Origin of the sequence: Streptomyces sp. CWNU-52B, from assembly GCF_047444975.1 — a bacterium.
Taxonomy (GTDB): Bacteria; Actinomycetota; Actinomycetes; order Streptomycetales; family Streptomycetaceae; genus Streptomyces.
The window spans coordinates 1-15,024 of record NZ_JBLFJV010000039.1 but is presented as its reverse complement, the minus strand read 5'-3'; the positions used below and the strand labels follow the sequence as shown (position 1 = coordinate 15,024).

Sequence of the window (15,024 nt, the reverse complement as noted above, 5' to 3'; positions counted from 1 at the left end):
CGGTGCCGTGTGGTTCGCCGGATGGGAGCACGGGGCGCGATACAAGCAGCATCCTGAAAATGGACCGGTGGATCACCCATGGGTCTCTGACGGTGAAAATACTCCGCCTTTCGACCCGGAGGTTCTTTCGGACGCCCATTGCCCTTCGTACTTCGACCCGCGCGGAGTGCTGCCTGTGGCAGACGTCCGCAAGGCGGTCGAAGAGTACTGCGCTTCTCTGGGCGAACGGCCGGCGCACATCAACTGGGTTCCCGGCGAGCTGAACGGCAGCCGGACCCCCTGACGGGATTTCACAGCGAGAGCGCAAGAGAACACGCGGGAGGAGACGCACAAGTTGATCGTGCTCGGCGGCACGCACGCTGGGGAATTCTACGCCCGCACCGAACAGGAGGTGATGTCACTCATCGACCACATCATGAGTGATCTCATCCAGGAAGGGCGGAATCCTGACGGCTTTGAGATCATTCCCGAAATGGCTGTGCTCAGTATCGTCAAGGGCAAGTACCCGGAAGAGAGCGATGAGAGATGGCCAAATAACTACCTTTACGTCTCGGTGAACACTCAAAACGGGTACGGGGCATTGAAGTGGTGGACGACCAGCATTCCCGAGGGATCACCCGAAGACGACGTGAACCGATCCGTATGGACTTCGGGGGTCTCGGATCCCCCGAGCTTCGATCCCTGGCTGATCTCAGATCCGGGGAACCCCAGTTACTATCCGCGAGAGGCGGCGGTTCCGGTCGAGCTGGTCCGCGAAGCCGTCGAGGAGTTCTGTAGATCTCGAACGGGTGCGCGGCCGCGATGCGTGCCATGGCAGCGCCTTGAGCAGTCGGTGTAGAAACAGGACCCGCAGGAGCCGTCCACCTTGCGCGGGCAGCAAAATGATCGCGGCCGGCATGTCGGTCATGGTCAGCGGCGCCTCTGCCAGGTCAGCCGGTGCGGCGAGCGCGGCGTCGACGACGTACGGGTTCGCCGCGCGCAGGCGGGCGACGGTGGGGGTGATCCCGGAAGGGGCGGGCATGAGCGGCTCCTCGGGGCGAAGGGCGTGCGAGGAGGAGGCGCCGGCCGCTCGCTGTTGCCCGGTGGCCCTCCCCGCCGCCTCACCTTCCCGACGGATCCGGCTGCCAGCCCAGTGCCCGGGAGATCCCGCGTGCGGCCAGTCGCACCGCGGGGATCAACGCCGGTGTCTGCGCGCCGTGTTCGGGTACCACCACCGAGACCGCCGCGGTCACGGTGCCGTCCGCGCCCCGGACCGGCGCGGCCACCGACAGCGCGTCGTCCGTGATCTGACGGCTGCTCACCGCCACGCCGGAGCGACGGACTTCGGCGAGTGCGCGGCGCAGCTCGGCCGGATCCGTGATGGTGTGCGGCGTGAAGCCGGCCAGCGGCCCGCCGCAGTACGCCACTTGGAACCCCGGCTCGCAGTGGGCGAGCAGCGCGAGCCCCACGCCGGTCGCGTGCAGCGGCCAGCGCGCGCCCACCTGGATCTTCACTCCCACGGCCGAACGGCCCGAGATCCACTCGATGTAGACGACCTCCGATCCGTCCCGCACCGCCAACTGCACGTTCTCGTGCGTGGCTTCGTACAGGTCCTCCAGATACGGCAGCGCGACCTGCCGCAGCGCCAGCCCGCGCGGGGAGAGTGCCGCGATCTCCCACAGCCGCAGGCCCACGTGGTAGATCCCGGCCGCGTCCCGCTCCAGGGCGCCCCAGTCGCTCAGCGCGCCCACGAGCCGGTGCGCGGTGGTGAGGGAGAGTCCGGCCCGACGGCTGATGTCCGTGAGGGAGAGCGCCGGGTGGTCGTGGTCGAAGGCGGCGAGCACGGACAGCAGGCGGTGCGGCGCGGACGGCGGGGTCATGGGTCGAGTGTCGTCATGTACCGAGTGCCGTCACAGACCGCGTGCGGTCACGGCCGGAGCGAGCGGGGTCATGGGCCGGCACCCCTCATGGGCGGACGCCCTCATGCGTTCAGCTCGTTCTCCGCGACCCGTTGCAGCAGTGTGTGCAGCGTGTCCCGCTCGGCGGGGTCCAGCGGGGCCAGCAGGTCGTTCGTCACGCGCAGGCCCGCCTCGTCGGTGTCGCGCAGGAACGCCCGCCCGTCCCCGGTCAGCACCACGATGCGGCTGCGGCGGTCGTCCGGCGAGGGGCGGCGCTCGGCGAACCCGAGCTTCTCCAGGTCGTCGACCAGGCCGACGATCGCGCTCGGGTCGTAGCCGAGCCGTGAACTCAGCTCCCGCTGGAGCGCGCCCTCGGAGGTGGCCAGGAACCGCAGCAGGGCGTAGTGGCGCAGCCGCAGCCCCGACTCCTGGAGGAACGTGTTGAACAACTGACCCGAGCGCAGGCCCAGCCGGTACAGCAGATAGCCGGTGTCCGCGTGCAGCCCGCGCATCCACGGCTCCTGGGCGTCGACGGAGGCGGGGCCCACGACGGGGTCTGTCACATGTGGCTGGCGGGCGATGGCGGGCTCCCTGGTCGGTGGCCCCGTCCGGTCCTGCCGGGGCGCGGTGCTGCTTGCTGCGGTACGGGACCAGCATGACGCACGGATCGAACGGCAACAACTATTGACGTCAACAATTATTGTCCTTAGCTTCGATCTCGTCACCCGTATCGACCCCGAAGGGACACACTCGTGCCCAGCATCGATCTGACCGGCAAAGTCGCCGTCGTCACCGGCTCCGGCCGCGGCCTCGGCCTGGCCTACGCACACGCCCTGGCCGCCGCGGGCGCCCGCGTGGTCGTCAACGACGTGGACGAGGCCGTCGCCGAGCAGGCCGTCGAGGCGATCACCGCCGCGGGCGGCACCGCCGTGGCCGAGGTGGTCGCGGTCGGCACCACCGAGGCCGCCGACCGGCTGGTGGGCCGGGCGGTCCGGGAGTTCGGCCGCCTCGACGTCCTGGTCACCAACGCGGGCATCCTGCGCGACAAGGTCCTGTGGAAGATGACCGACGACGACTTCGACGCGGTGATCACCACCCACCTCAAGGGCACGTTCACCTGCGCCCGCGCCGCCGCCGTACGCATGCGCGAGCAGGGTGAGGGCGGCACCCTGATCCTGGTCGGCTCACCGGCGGGCCAGCGCGGCAACTTCGGCCAGACCAACTACGCCGCCGCCAAGGCCGGCATCGCCGCGATGGCCCGTACCTGGTCGATGGAGCTGGGCCGGGCCGGCGTCACCGTCAACGCCATCGTGCCGGTGGCCGCGACCGCGATGACCGAGTCCATCCCGGCCTTCGCGCCCTACATCGAGGCACTGCGGGGCGGCGAGCCCCTGCCGGACTTCCTGCGCAAGGGCGAGGGCTTCGGCACCCCCGAGGACTGCGCCGCCCTCGTCCCGTTCCTGGCCTCCGAGGCCGCGCGCGGGGTGACCGGCCAGGCCATCGGCATCGGCGGGGACAAGGTCGCCCTGTGGTCCCATCCCCAGGAGATCACCACGGCGTACGCCGACGGCGGCTGGACGCCCGAGGCGCTCGCCGACGTCTGGGCCACCTCGCTCGGCGCCGAGCCGCAGAGCGTCGGCATCCCCGCGCCGAAGCTCCCGGAGGCCTGACCGATGACGGCCATCGACGTCGCGGAACTCACCGCGATCGACGTCCACACCCATGCCGAGGTCTCCTCCAAGGGCGGCGCCTCCTCCCTCGACGACGACCTGCACGCCGCCTCCAGCGCCTATTTCAAGGTCGAGGGCAAGCGGAAGCCGACCCTGGAGGAGACGGCCGCGTACTACCGGGAGCGGAAGATGGCCGCCGTGGTCTTCACGGTCGACGCCGAGTCCGCCACCGGCACCGCGCCCGTCCCGAACGAGGAGGTCGCCGAGGCGGCCGCCGCCAACCCGGACGTACTGATCCCCTTCGCCTCCATCGACCCCTTCCGCGGCAAGGCCGGTGTGAAGCAGGCCCGGCGCCTCGTCGAGGAGTACGGGGTGAAGGGCTTCAAGTTCCACCCCAGCATCCAGGGCTTCTTCCCGAACGACCGGTCCGTGGCCTACGGCCTGTACGAGGTCATCGAGGAGACCGGCACCGTCGCCCTCTTCCACACCGGGCAGACGGGCATCGGGGCCGGGGTGCCGGGCGGCGGCGGGATCAGGCTCAAGTACTCCAACCCGCTGTACGTCGACGACGTCGCCGCGGACTTCCCGCATCTGAAGGTCATCCTGGCGCATCCGTCCTTCCCCTGGCAGGACGAGGCCCTCGCCGTCGCCACACACAAGCCGGGCGTCCACATCGACCTGTCCGGCTGGTCGCCGAAGTACTTCCCGCCGCAGCTCGTGCAGTACGCGAACACGCTGCTCAAGGACAAGGTCCTGTTCGGCTCCGACTACCCGGTCCTCACCCCGGACCGCTGGCTCGCCGACTTCGCGAAGCTGCCCGTCAAGGACGAGGTCCGGCCCGGGATCCTCAAGGAGAACGCGGCCCGGCTGCTCGGCCTCACCACACCCTAGGGGGCACACCGATGCGCAACGAGGGACTGGGGTCGTGGCCCGCCCGCCGGGCCCGCAAGACCCCCCACCGCACCGCCCTGATCCACCACGGCACGACGCTCACGTACGGCGCGCTGCACGAGCGCACCACCCGCCTCGCGCACGCCCTGCGCGCCCGCGGGGTGCGGCGCGGCGACCGGGTCGCCTACCTGGGCCCCAACCACCCCTCCTACCTGGAGACCCTCTTCGCCGCCGGCACGCTCGGCGCGGTCTTCGTACCCCTCAACATCCGCCTCGCCGGCCCCGAGATCGCCTACCAGCTCGACGACTCCGGGGCCAAGGTCCTGGTGTACGGGCCGTCGCTGGCGGGGCTGGTCGCGGGGCTCCCGGGCCACAGCGATGTACGTACTTACGTCGAAGTGGGCGGCGAGTACGACCAGTTGCTGGCGTCGGCCAAAGACGAGCCGGTCGACGAACCCGTCTCCGCCGACGACACCTGCATCATCATGTACACCTCGGGCACCACGGGCCGGCCCAAGGGCGCGATGCTCACCCACGCCAACCTGACCTGGAACGCCGTCAACGTCCTGGTCGACCAGGACCTGATCGCAGACGAACGCGCTCTGGTCTCGGCCCCGTTGTTCCACACGGCGGGGCTGAACATGCTCACCCTGCCGGTCCTCCTCAAGGGCGGTACCTGCGTCCTGGCCGAGGCCTTCGAACCGGCGGCCACCTTCGACCTGATCGAACGGCACCGGATCACCTTCATGTTCGGTGTGCCCACCATGTTCGACCAGGTGGCCCGCCATCCGCGCTGGGCGGACGCGGACCTGTCCTCGCTGCGGATGCTCAGCTGCGGCGGCTCACCCGTGCCGACCCCGCTCATCGCCGCCTACCAGGAGCGGGGGCTCACCTTCCTCCAGGGCTACGGCATGACCGAGGCCTCGCCCGGCACGCTCTTCCTGGACGCCGAGCACGCGGTGGCCAAGGCGGGTTCGGCGGGCGTGCCGCACTTCTTCAGCGACGTACGGGTCGTACGGCCCGACCTCGCCCCTGCCGATGTCGGCGAGACCGGCGAGGTGGTCGTCCGGGGGCCGCACGTCATGCCCGGCTACTGGGGGCTGCCCGAGGAGACCGCGGCCGTGTTCAGCGACGGCTGGTTCCGCAGCGGGGACGCCGCCCGGGTCGACGAGGACGGGTACGTGACCATCGTCGACCGGATCAAAGACATGATCATCTCGGGCGGGGAGAACATCTACCCCGCCGAGATAGAGGACCAGCTCCTCACCCACCCCGACATCGTCGAGTGCGCGGTCATCGGCGTGCCCGACGAGAAGTGGGGCGAGACACCGCGCGCGGTCGTCGTGCCGCGCTCGGGTGCCGAGCTCGACCCCGCCGAGGTGATCGCGTCCCTCGCCGGACGCCTCGCCAAGTACAAGATCCCGAAATCGGTGGTGCTCGCGGACGAACTCCCGCGCACCGCCTCCGGGAAGCTCCTCAAGTCCCGCGTCCGGAGCCGGTACGGCACCGACCTCCGCGCGCACCCCGGTACTGAAACCGGCACTGAAGCCGGAACCGCCCCTGGTACCCACTCCGGTACCGACTACCCGTGAAGGAAAAGCCATATGAGCATCACCGTGAACGGCGTCGACGAACTCAAGAAGCTCGCCGGTGGCGACCTCGGCACCAGCGAGTGGATCGAGGTCACCCAGGAACGCGTCAACACCTTCGCCGACGCGACGGGCGACCACCAGTGGATCCACGTCGACGCGGAGAGGGCCAAGGAGGGGCCGTTCGGCGCGCCCATCGCGCACGGCTATCTCACGCTCTCCCTCTTCATCCCGCTCTTCACCGAACTGCTGGACGTCCAGGGGGTGGCCACGAAGGTCAACTACGGTCTGAACAAGGTGCGGTTCCCCTCGCCGGTGAAGGTCGGCTCGCGGATCCGGCTCGTCGCGAAGCTGGCGTCCGTCGAGGATGTGCCGGGCGGGGTACAGGTCACGGTCGACGGCGCGATCGAGATCGACGGCACGGCCAAGCCCGCGGCCGTGCTGCAGAGTCTGTCCCGCTTCTACGTCTGAGGGGTGCCCCGGGGCTCGGGGGCGGGCGCCTCCGTCGCGGCCGCCGTCCGGCACGTGATCCGGGGCGACTCGGCAACCCGACTGCTGGAAGCGCTTTCTGACGGCACGTCCGTTCCGTCCCCGCTCCCGCCTCCACCCTCCTCCCCCTTCACGGCGTGAACTCCCCGGCCCCTTGCGGGCTTTCTCTGCTTTACCTCTTGACGGCCGGAGTACCGAAGAGCACATTGGCCGCGCAGCTGTGATGAGAGCGCTCTCAAAAACCTCCGCGCATCCCCACTCCGTACCCGAAGAGGCACCCATGAGGGAAACTTCCGGCACACTCAAGAGACCTGGCCGACTGCGGCGTACCGTCATCGCGCTGGTCGGCGTGCTGAGCCTGGCGGCGGCCGGGGCCACGGCGGCGACGGCGGACGCGCCCACGCCGCCCAGCGGCTGGACCCAGGTCTTCGTCGACGACTTCAACGGCACCGCGGGTACCGGCGTCAACACCGCGAACTGGCAGTACGCGACCGGCCACGGCTACCCGGGCGGGCCCTCGAACTGGGGCACGGGCGAGATCGAGAACATGACGTCCAGCACCAACAACGTGGCCCTCGACGGCTCGGGGAACCTCCGGATCACCCCCCGGCGCGACGCCTCGGGCAACTGGACCTCGGGCCGCATCGAGACCAACCGCACCGACTTCCGGCCGCCCGCCGGCGGCAAGCTGCGTGTCCAGTCCCGGATCCAGATGCCGAACGTGACGGGCGCCGCCGCCCGCGGTTACTGGCCGGCGTTCTGGATGCTGGGCGCGCCCTACCGCGGCAACTACCAGAACTGGCCGAGCGTCGGTGAGCTGGACATCCTGGAGAACGTCCAGGGCCTCAACACCGTGTGGGCCACGATGCACTGCGGCAGCAGCCCGGGAGGCCCGTGCAACGAGACGACCGGGATCGGCGGCTCCACGGCCTGCCCCGGCGCGACCTGCCAGGCGGGCTTCCACACGTACGGCATGGAGTGGGACCGGTCGACGAGCCCGGAGGAGATCCGCTTCTACGTCGACAACGTCAACTACCACACCGTACGGGCGAACCAGGTCGACGCGACGACCTGGTCGAACGCCACGAACCACGGCTTCTTCATCATCCTGAACGTGGCGATGGGCGGCGGTTTCGTGGACGCCTTCGGCGGCGGCCCGGACGGTGCCACGGTGCCCGGCAACCCGCTGGTCGTCGACTACGTCCAGGTGCTCCAGTCCGGCGGCGGCACCACTCCTCCGCCGACCGGCAACCGTGACGCGTACAGTCCGATCCAGGCCGAGTCCTTCGACGGCCAGAGCGGCACGATCACCGAGACCACCACCGACTCGGGCGGCGGCCAGAACATCGGCGCCCTCGCGAACGGCGACTGGGTGCAGTACAAGGGTGTCAACTTCGGTTCCTCCGCGGCCACGCAGTTCAACGCGCGGGTCGCGAGCGGCGCCGGGACCAGCGTCAGCGGCCTCGTCGAGGTCCGCCTCGACAGCCGGACCAGCACACCCGTCGGCAGCTTCGCGCTCGCCAACACCGGCGGCTGGCAGAGCTGGCGGACCGTCCCAGCGAACATCAGCGGTGTCACCGGCACCCATGACGTCTATCTGACCTTCACCAGCGGCCAGCCGGCCGACTTCGTGAACGTGAACTGGTTCAACTTCGGTCACTGATACGGAAGGTCACCAGGTGCCGCCGCACCAGCCCGGGTGCGGCGGCGCCGCAACCGCCCCGCCTTGGGCCGCCCCTCGTGCCGTACCGTTACGCGGTCCGCGGGGAGCGCCTCCAGCCCGTGGACCTTTCCGGTGTCCACGAGTGTGACGGCGATCCGGCCCCGGGTGACACCCCGCAGTACCGAGAGGTCGACCGGGGCACGGTAGCTGCGACAGGTCAGCCGCAGCGTCAGCTTGGTGAGACCGGGGAACACCGCCGCGATGTCGGGGAGCGCCTGGCCCGTGAGCACGCCGTCCACGTCGAGAGAGGTGACCCTGGGCAGCGGCACCTTCGGTATCGGCACCGTGTGCGGCGAGGAGAGCGTCAGGGAGCGCAGTCGCGACGCCCGGCTGAGGAAGGCGAGATCCAGGTGCTCGGGCACCCGGTGCAGGACGAGTTCCTCCGCGGCGCAGTCGCCGACCGAGGTCGTGCTGGTGAGGACGTCGCACGACTCGACCGTGAGCCGTCGCAGTCCGGCGAGCGGTTCCAGCGAGGGGACGCCGAACGACGAGGCACTGGAGGCGGCGATCGCCAAAGAATGGAGATTCACCCCGGCCAGCACGTCGATGAGGCCGTCCGTCAGCAGATGCCCGCGGACCGAGACGTGCGGCACGGTGTGGAGCGCGCTCAGGCAGTCGATCTGTTCACGGCTCGACAGATGCAGCGTGAGGTCGTCGAGGGGCAGTCCGACAAGGATCTCCTCGACAAAGGCACGAGCGTCGAAGTACGGCCAGGACAGGGCGAGCTGCTGCCGCACCTCGCGGTCGTGCACCCGCTTGAAGGGGACCAGCTTGCGCAGAGCGGCCTCACCTCCGATGCGCGCGACGGTGGTCAGCGTCGCCTGCGCCTGGGCGAGGGTCAACTCCGCCGGGGCAGGCAGCAGGTCGAGCACAATGTCGCCGGCGGTGGCCAGTTGCTCGGCGTCCGTGCCGTTGGCAGGCGGGATCAGCGCCGAGGCCCTGAGCAGGACGGCGGCGCGCACCGCCGGGTCGAGGGTCGTGGCGTGTTCGAGCGCCGCGGCGGCCAACAGGTGGTAACGGCGCCGCAGTTGCAGGTCCGTGGTCTCGTCTCCGAGTTGCAGGAGCCGCTGCAGCAGATGGGCCCGTTCACCGTCCCTGGCGTGGCCCACCGCGAGCCGGATCACGTCCTCCCACTGATCGTCCCTGCCCCGGTCCGCGAGCAGGTCGAGGTCCTCCGCCTCCACGGCGGCCTTGGCACCGAGGTAGTCCTGGAAGGTCCGGTGGATGAAGTCGACGGTGTCGGGGGCCGGCTCCCGCAGGACACCGCTGCGCAGCAGCAGGAAGCGGAACACGTCCTCCGCGGCGGAGGGCGGCGCCATCTGCGGCATCGTGGGGAGCTTCTCGCGGATGATTCGTACGGCGCTGGCCTGTGCGGCCTCGGAGCGTCCGTTGCGGATCAGCCAGTACGCGATCCGCTGCAACAGCTGGACCTGTGCCTCCTCGGTGGGCGCCAGGCCCTCCGGTGCCGCGATCTCCCGCTCCTTGTCACGTCGGACGAGCAGCATCGTCAGCGCGGCGGCGTACAACTCCATGCGTCGCTCGGGCAGATGGGTGCGCCGGTCCCGGTGCAGCGCACAGATCAGCGCGCACATGAGCGGATTGGTGGACAGCCTGAAGAGGTCATGTTTGCGGCGCAGGGTGTCCCGCAGCGCGCCACGGCAGCGTTCCACCGTACGGCGTTCCTCCAGGTCGTCGACGGCGGTGAGGACGGCGTCGTGCCAGCGCTGGATGAACCGATCGACGTCATGACGGTTCATCGGGAGGAGGTCGAACTCGGGAAAGCCCTCTTCGGCGAGCCAGTCCGTGTCCACCGCCGAGGGACGGGTGGTGACGAGGAAGAACGTGTGGGGGTACAGATCGACGAGGTCGAGCAACCACCGTCGGACCTGCGGCCGTTCGGTCTCGGAGACCTCGTCCACGCCGTCGATGAGCAGCATGCCGCGCCCGCTGCGCAGCACCCGGTCGGCCCAGTGCTCCGGCTGCAGTCCGTGCAGGATGCTGCCCACCGCCGAGAGGAACTGCTCGGGGCGAGGAAGCGAGGAGCCCTGCGACAGCGCGCGCAGCGGAAGCATGAAGGGGATGCGGCCGCGCAGTTCGGCCAGCCCTTCGGGGAACGAGTCCTGGGCCGCCGAGACGGCCAGCCACTGCATGAGTGTGGTCTTGCCCGACCCGGCGAGACCACGCAGCAGCGCCCGGCTCCGGCCGGCCAGCGCCTCCTCGACCCGTCTGCGTTTGGCCGAGGGAAGACCCCCCGCGTGCGGTGACGCCAGTTCCAGGCTCAGGTACGCGGTGTCGAGCGGCCACCGCGCCCGCCCCGGGCCGCTCAGGTCGAGACCGAAGATGTTGAGCTTCCCGTACTTGCTGACGACGTGCGCCAAGTAGCGGGTCTCGAAGGTCTCGTCCTCGCTGCCGGGACGCGGGCTCCGCTCGACGAGCGCGTCCAGCAGGCGCAGGGTCTCGTCCAGCAGCCGGGTCTGGGCGAGCAGGGCGTGGGCCACGAAGGTGGAACGCTGGGTGAAAAAGTGCAGGACGTGCAGACAGCTCAGGTCGAGGAGGCTGTCGTGGAGCACGGATGCGTCGGCCGACAGGTCACGGGTGGCGTGCGGACGCGCGGCCAGCAGTCGTCGCGCCAGGGCACGGTGTCCCAGCCGGACGACCTCGATGTCGTCCATGTCCAGCTCCCCCAGGGCGCTGAGTGTCATCGCCAACGCCTCGGCGACCGGCTCGCGTTCGTCAGAGGGCACCACGTGCTCGGCGGGATTCGCCTCGATCGCACGGTCCACCAGGTCGTGTGCAATCTTCCACATGTCGACGGTGTTCAGAGAACGTTTCTCACCACGCCAGCGCAGCAGTCCCGCGACCCGGACAGGTCTGTCGACCAGACCGGCGCCGTCGCTCTCGCGGACGAAGAGCCGCGCGATGATCGGCCGGGCCACCGCCGAGGCGATACGGGCGGTCGTACCGATGCTTGCCGGATCCATCCAGCCCCCCGAGCCGACGAAGACGCGTACGCCAATGGTAGGCAGTCCACCGCAGCACGGCAGGAGAGTCAGCGCAGCTCCGCCCGGAACGTCACCGGTGTCGTCCCCGTGTGCTGGGTGAAGAACTTGGAGAAGTTGGCCGCGTCGGGGAAGCCCACGACCGCGCCGACGCGGCCGATCGGCAGGTCCGTGTGGGCCAGCAGGCGCTTCGCCTCCAGGACGACCCGTTTGTCGATGAAGCCCTTGGGGGTCTCGCCCGTCGCGGCGCGGACCGCGCGCACGAGGGTGCGCCGGGAGTAGCCGAGGGCGTCCGCGTAGGCGCTGACGCTGTGGTTGGTGGCGAAGCCCTTCTCGACGGCCTCGCGGAAGCGGGTGAAGGTGCTGTCGGCCTGTTCGTGCGCCGTGTCGGCGGCGCCCGCGGCGAGATGGGCCAGCCGCAGCAGGAACGCGGTCAGGGTGTGCCGCAGCACGGCGGTGTGCAGGCTGAGCGGCAGGGTGCCCGTGTCGACGTACTCGCGCTCCAGTTGGGTGAGGGAGTTCTCCAGCGCGGTGCGCTGGGCCGGGTCGGGGCGCAGCAGCGGGGGCAGGTCGTAGCGGTAGAGGCCGGTCGCCTCGACGGTGGCGCGGGGCAGGAAACCCGGCTGCATGATCAAGACCGTGCCGCGGTAGTCGGCCGGCGCGGAGAAGCGGTGCACCTGGCCGGGGCGGATCCACAGGATCTCGCCGTCACCGGCCTCGTACTCGTCGAAGTCGATCATGTGCCGGACGGGGCCGCCCCGGAAGAGCAGGACCACATGGAAGTCGATGCGGTGGACGCGGTCGATCCGCTCGCCCGAATGCCAGCTGCGGCCTGCCTCCATCGGACCCACCTGCATACCCACACCGAGGACGCTCAGGTCGACGGGGAAGGGAAAGGTCCTGATCCCGGTCCGGGCGCCGCCCCCACCGCTACCGCCACCGCTTCCGTCGCCGCTCTTGTCGCGGCCCCTGTCGCCGTCGCCGTCGTATTGGTCTCTTGTGTCCGCCATGTCCTTCTCGTGTCGGCTCGGTCCCGCGGGTCGTGTCCCACTTTCACCAAAGGCTGACACAGAGGCACCTTCCCTCTTAAAAGTATGACTTTTAAGGTTGAACGCAACAGAGCAGTTATCGGACTTCCAGCGAGGATTACTTGAAGATGAGCACGCAGACACCTGACAGCTCCATCGGCCTGGAGTGGACCGAACTGGACCGGCGCGCCGTCGACACGGCCCGTCTGCTGGCGGCCGACGCCGTGCAGAAGGTCGGCAACGGCCATCCCGGCACCGCGATGAGTCTGGCTCCGGCCGCGTACACCCTCTTTCAGAAGGTGATGCGTCACGATCCCGCAGACCCCGAGTGGACCGGCCGCGACCGCTTCGTCCTCTCCCCCGGCCACACCTCGCTGACCCTCTACACCCAGCTCTTCCTCTCCGGCTACGAGCTGGAGCTGGACGACCTGAAGACGTTCCGCACCCACGGCTCCAAGACGCCGGGACACCCCGAGTACGGCCACACGGCCGGGGTCGAGACCACCACGGGCCCGCTGGGCCAGGGTGTCGCCAACGCGGTCGGCATGGCGATGGCCGCCCGCTACGAGCGCGGACTCTTCGACCCGGACGCCCCCGAGGGCGAGTCCCCCTTCGACCACACCGTCTGGGCGATCGTCTCCGACGGCGACCTGGAGGAGGGCATCTCCGCCGAGGCCTCCTCGCTGGCCGGCCACCAGAAGCTCGGCAACCTCGTCTTCCTCTACGACGACAACCACATCTCGATCGAGGGCGACACCGCCACGGCGTTCTCCGAGGACGTGCTGGGGCGCTACGAGGCGTACGGCTGGCACGTGCAGCGGATCGAGCCCTCACTCGGCGGCGACGTCGACGTACCCGCGCTGTACGAGGCCCTGACCGCCGCCAGGAACGAGACCGGGCGCCCCTCGATCATCGCGATGCGCACCATCATCGCCTGGCCCGCCCCGAACGCCCAGAACACCGAGGCCTCGCACGGCTCGGCGCTCGGCGCGGAGGAGATCGCGGCCACCAAGCGCCTGCTGGGCTTCGACCCCGAGCAGACCTTCGAGGTGTCCGACGAGGTGCTGAGCCACGCCCGGCGCGCCCTCGACCGCGGCGCCGAGGCGCACGCCGGCTGGAACAAGCAGCTCGCCGCGTGGCGTACCGCGCAGCCCGAGCGCTCGAAGCTCTTCGACCGGATCGTCTCCGGTCAGCTGCCCGAGGACTGGCAGAGCGCGCTGCCGGTGTTCGAGCCCGGCACCTCGGTGGCGACCCGTGCGGCGTCCGGCAAGGTCCTCCAGGCCCTCGGTGACGTGCTCCCCGAGCTGTGGGGCGGCTCCGCCGACCTCGCTGGCTCGAACAACACGACCATCGACAAGGCGAGTTCGTTCCTGCCGAAGGGCAACCCGCTGCCGGAGGCCGACCCGTACGGCCGCACCATCCACTTCGGTATCCGCGAGCACTCCATGGCCGCGGAGATGAACGGCATCGCGCTGCACGGCAACACCCGCATCTACGGCGGCACCTTCCTGGTGTTCTCCGACTACATGCGCAACGCCGTCCGCCTGGCCGCCCTCATGCAGCTCCCGGTGACGTACGTGTGGACGCACGACTCCATCGGCCTCGGCGAGGACGGCCCCACCCACCAGCCGGTCGAACACCTGGCCTCGCTGCGCGCCATCCCCGGCCTCAACATCGTGCGCCCCGCCGACGCCAACGAGACGGCGATCGCCTGGGCCGAGATCACCCGGCGGCACGCGACGAACCCGGCCCCGCACGGCCTGGCCCTCACCCGTCAGGGCGTACCGACGTACGACGCAAACCCCGAGGCGGCCAAGGGCGGGTACGTCCTGCTCGACTCCTCCACCGGCACGCCCGACGTGATCCTGATCGCCACCGGATCCGAGGTCCAGCTCGCCGTCGCGGCCCGCGAGCAGTTGGAAACGGAGGGAGTGGGCACCCGGGTGGTGTCGATGCCGTCCGTGGAGTGGTTCGAGGAGCAGGACGCCGCCTACCGGGAGTCGGTGCTCGTGCCGTCCGTGAAGGCCCGCGTGGCGGTCGAGGCCGGCATCGGTCTCACCTGGTACCGGTACGTCGGTGACAACGGACGCATCGTCTCCCTGGAGCACTTCGGCGCCTCAGCCGACGCCAAGACCCTGTTCGCCGAGTACGGCTTCACCGCCGAGAACGTCGCCGCGGCCGCACGGGCCGCACTCGACTCGACAACCGGCAGTTCAGCCGCCGGCCCCTCCGCCGTCCGCGGTTGATCCGACCGCAAGAAGGAAGATGATCTCTGTGACCGAAACAACCACCACCGCGGACCCCCTGAAGGCCCTCTCCGGCGAAGGCGTCTCCATCTGGCTCGACGACCTGTCCCGCAACCGCATCACGTCCGGCAACCTCGCCGGGCTCGTCGACACCCGGCACGTCGTCGGTGTCACCACCAACCCCTCCATCTTCCAGGCCGCGATCGGCTCCGGCGAAGGCTACGAGGAGCAGCTCGACGACCTCGCCGCGCGCCGCGTCACGGTCGACGAGGCCGTACGGATGATGACCACGGCCGACGTGCGCGCCGCCGCGGACATCCTGCGCCCGGTGTACGACGCCACCGACGGCCGGGACGGCCGGGTCTCCATCGAGGTCGACCCGCGGCTGGCCCACGACACGAAGGCGACGGTCGCCGAGGCCAAGCAGCTCGCCTGGCTGGTCGACCGCCCGAACGTGCTGGTCAAGATCCCGGCGACCAGGGCGGGCCTGCCCGCGATCACCGAGACGATCG

13 protein-coding genes are annotated in these 15,024 nt (G+C 70.0%); 9 read left to right on the top strand and 4 right to left on the bottom strand.

Features of this window, described 5'->3' with window-relative positions:
- Positions 1 to 7: 7 nt before the first annotated feature.
- Positions 8 to 283: an Imm1 family immunity protein gene (locus tag ACLVWQ_RS29150; RefSeq protein WP_414112281.1), complete on the top strand. Its 276-nt coding sequence runs from the start codon at positions 8 to 10 to the stop codon at positions 281 to 283.
- Between the two features lie 111 nt (positions 284 to 394).
- A complete protein-coding gene (locus ACLVWQ_RS29145; RefSeq protein ID WP_414112280.1) occupies positions 395 to 838 on the top strand; it encodes an Imm1 family immunity protein in 444 nt (147 codons plus the stop codon).
- 262 nt (positions 839 to 1,100) lie between these two features.
- Here the strand turns inward: ACLVWQ_RS29145 and ACLVWQ_RS29140 are convergent, their stop codons facing one another.
- Positions 1,101 to 1,859 carry an IclR family transcriptional regulator gene (locus ACLVWQ_RS29140; RefSeq protein ID WP_414112189.1) on the bottom strand — a complete coding sequence of 253 codons (759 nt, stop codon included), beginning with the start codon at positions 1,857 to 1,859 and terminating at the stop codon, positions 1,101 to 1,103.
- A gap of 101 nt (positions 1,860 to 1,960) precedes the next feature.
- Complete coding sequence (locus tag ACLVWQ_RS29135; protein WP_414112188.1) at positions 1,961 to 2,425, bottom strand: MarR family winged helix-turn-helix transcriptional regulator; 465 nt, start codon at positions 2,423 to 2,425, stop codon at positions 1,961 to 1,963.
- Positions 2,426 to 2,629: 204 nt separating this feature from the next.
- Between ACLVWQ_RS29135 and ACLVWQ_RS29130 the strand changes: the two genes are divergently transcribed.
- The 5 genes from ACLVWQ_RS29130 (at position 2,630) to ACLVWQ_RS29110 (ending at position 8,179) form a co-directional block, all read left to right on the top strand.
- The gene (locus ACLVWQ_RS29130; protein WP_414112187.1) at positions 2,630 to 3,547 is read left to right on the top strand and encodes an SDR family NAD(P)-dependent oxidoreductase; all 918 of its coding nucleotides are present in this window, start codon (positions 2,630 to 2,632) and stop codon (positions 3,545 to 3,547) included.
- Positions 3,548 to 3,550: 3 nt separating this feature from the next.
- A complete protein-coding gene (locus ACLVWQ_RS29125; protein WP_414112186.1) occupies positions 3,551 to 4,438 on the top strand; it encodes an amidohydrolase family protein in 888 nt (295 codons plus the stop codon).
- Positions 4,439 to 4,449: 11 nt separating this feature from the next.
- Positions 4,450 to 6,030 carry an acyl-CoA synthetase gene (locus ACLVWQ_RS29120; protein WP_414112185.1) on the top strand — a complete coding sequence of 527 codons (1,581 nt, stop codon included), beginning with the start codon at positions 4,450 to 4,452 and terminating at the stop codon, positions 6,028 to 6,030.
- 12 nt (positions 6,031 to 6,042) lie between these two features.
- Positions 6,043 to 6,498 (top strand): MaoC family dehydratase, encoded by a 456-nt coding sequence (locus tag ACLVWQ_RS29115; protein ID WP_414112184.1) that lies wholly within the window; start codon positions 6,043 to 6,045, stop codon positions 6,496 to 6,498.
- A gap of 298 nt (positions 6,499 to 6,796) precedes the next feature.
- Positions 6,797 to 8,179 (top strand): glycoside hydrolase family 16 protein, encoded by a 1,383-nt coding sequence (locus ACLVWQ_RS29110; RefSeq protein WP_414112183.1) that lies wholly within the window; start codon positions 6,797 to 6,799, stop codon positions 8,177 to 8,179.
- On the opposite strand, the gene ACLVWQ_RS29105 is transcribed toward ACLVWQ_RS29110, so the two are convergent.
- Together ACLVWQ_RS29105 and ACLVWQ_RS29100 are read right to left on the bottom strand one after the other, a co-directional pair.
- Positions 8,173 to 11,220: an NACHT domain-containing protein gene (locus ACLVWQ_RS29105; RefSeq protein ID WP_414112182.1), complete on the bottom strand. Its 3,048-nt coding sequence runs from the start codon at positions 11,218 to 11,220 to the stop codon at positions 8,173 to 8,175. The genes ACLVWQ_RS29110 and ACLVWQ_RS29105 overlap by 7 nt on opposite strands.
- A 68-nt stretch (positions 11,221 to 11,288) precedes the next feature.
- Positions 11,289 to 12,248, bottom strand: a complete 960-nt coding sequence (locus tag ACLVWQ_RS29100; protein ID WP_414112181.1) for a helix-turn-helix domain-containing protein — start codon at positions 12,246 to 12,248, stop codon at positions 11,289 to 11,291.
- A 146-nt stretch (positions 12,249 to 12,394) separates the two neighbouring features.
- Here ACLVWQ_RS29100 and tkt point away from each other — a divergent pair, with 146 nt between their 5' ends.
- Positions 12,395 to 14,512, top strand: a complete 2,118-nt coding sequence (gene tkt / locus ACLVWQ_RS29095; RefSeq protein ID WP_414112180.1) for a transketolase — start codon at positions 12,395 to 12,397, stop codon at positions 14,510 to 14,512.
- Positions 14,513 to 14,531: 19 nt separating this feature from the next.
- Positions 14,532 to 15,024, top strand: a 493-nt coding sequence (locus ACLVWQ_RS29090; protein ID WP_414112179.1) for a transaldolase family protein, incomplete at its 3' end; no start/stop codon positions are given.

What these genes read in the sequence shown, in the direction of transcription:
- ACLVWQ_RS29145 (WP_414112280.1), top strand. Translation starts at nt 395, where the DNA reads ATGTCACTCATCGACCACATCATGAGTGATCTCATCCAGGAAGGGCGG.
- ACLVWQ_RS29140 (WP_414112189.1), bottom strand. Translation starts at nt 1,859, where the DNA reads ATGACCCCGCCGTCCGCGCCGCACCGCCTGCTGTCCGTGCTCGCCGCC.
- ACLVWQ_RS29125 (WP_414112186.1), top strand. Translation starts at nt 3,551, where the DNA reads ATGACGGCCATCGACGTCGCGGAACTCACCGCGATCGACGTCCACACC.
- ACLVWQ_RS29120 (WP_414112185.1), top strand. Translation starts at nt 4,450, where the DNA reads ATGCGCAACGAGGGACTGGGGTCGTGGCCCGCCCGCCGGGCCCGCAAG.
- ACLVWQ_RS29115 (WP_414112184.1), top strand. Translation starts at nt 6,043, where the DNA reads ATGAGCATCACCGTGAACGGCGTCGACGAACTCAAGAAGCTCGCCGGT.
- ACLVWQ_RS29110 (WP_414112183.1), top strand. Translation starts at nt 6,797, where the DNA reads ATGAGGGAAACTTCCGGCACACTCAAGAGACCTGGCCGACTGCGGCGT.
- ACLVWQ_RS29105 (WP_414112182.1), bottom strand. Translation starts at nt 11,220, where the DNA reads ATGGATCCGGCAAGCATCGGTACGACCGCCCGTATCGCCTCGGCGGTG.
- ACLVWQ_RS29100 (WP_414112181.1), bottom strand. Translation starts at nt 12,248, where the DNA reads ATGGCGGACACAAGAGACCAATACGACGGCGACGGCGACAGGGGCCGC.
- tkt (WP_414112180.1), top strand. Translation starts at nt 12,395, where the DNA reads ATGAGCACGCAGACACCTGACAGCTCCATCGGCCTGGAGTGGACCGAA.